This window comes from Pseudoalteromonas sp. SIMBA_162, from assembly GCF_046535955.1.
In the GTDB taxonomy this organism is placed as follows: domain Bacteria; phylum Pseudomonadota; class Gammaproteobacteria; order Enterobacterales; family Alteromonadaceae; genus Pseudoalteromonas; species Pseudoalteromonas marina.
Window position 1 is genome coordinate 1 of record NZ_JAWJBQ010001433.1, and the last position, 206, is coordinate 206.

The 206-nt window shown below is 41.3% G+C and carries 1 tRNA gene; it reads left to right on the forward strand.

The features are described 5' to 3' along the window. The first annotated feature begins 134 nt into the window (after positions 1-134). Positions 135-206: transfer RNA gene (locus R0J88_RS24340), tRNA-Lys, on the forward strand.

Sequence of the window (206 nt, forward strand, 5' to 3'; positions counted from 1 at the left end):
GGTCATTAGCTCAGTTGGTAGAGCAGTTGACTTTTAATCAATTGGTCGATGGTTCGAATCCATCATGACCCACCATTCTATAAAACTCTAATCGGCGGATTCACGCAAGTAAGCTTTTAAGTTTATATTTGAGCGGGTCATTAGCTCAGTTGGTAGAGCAGTTGACTTTTAATCAATTGGTCGATGGTTCGAATCCATCATGACCC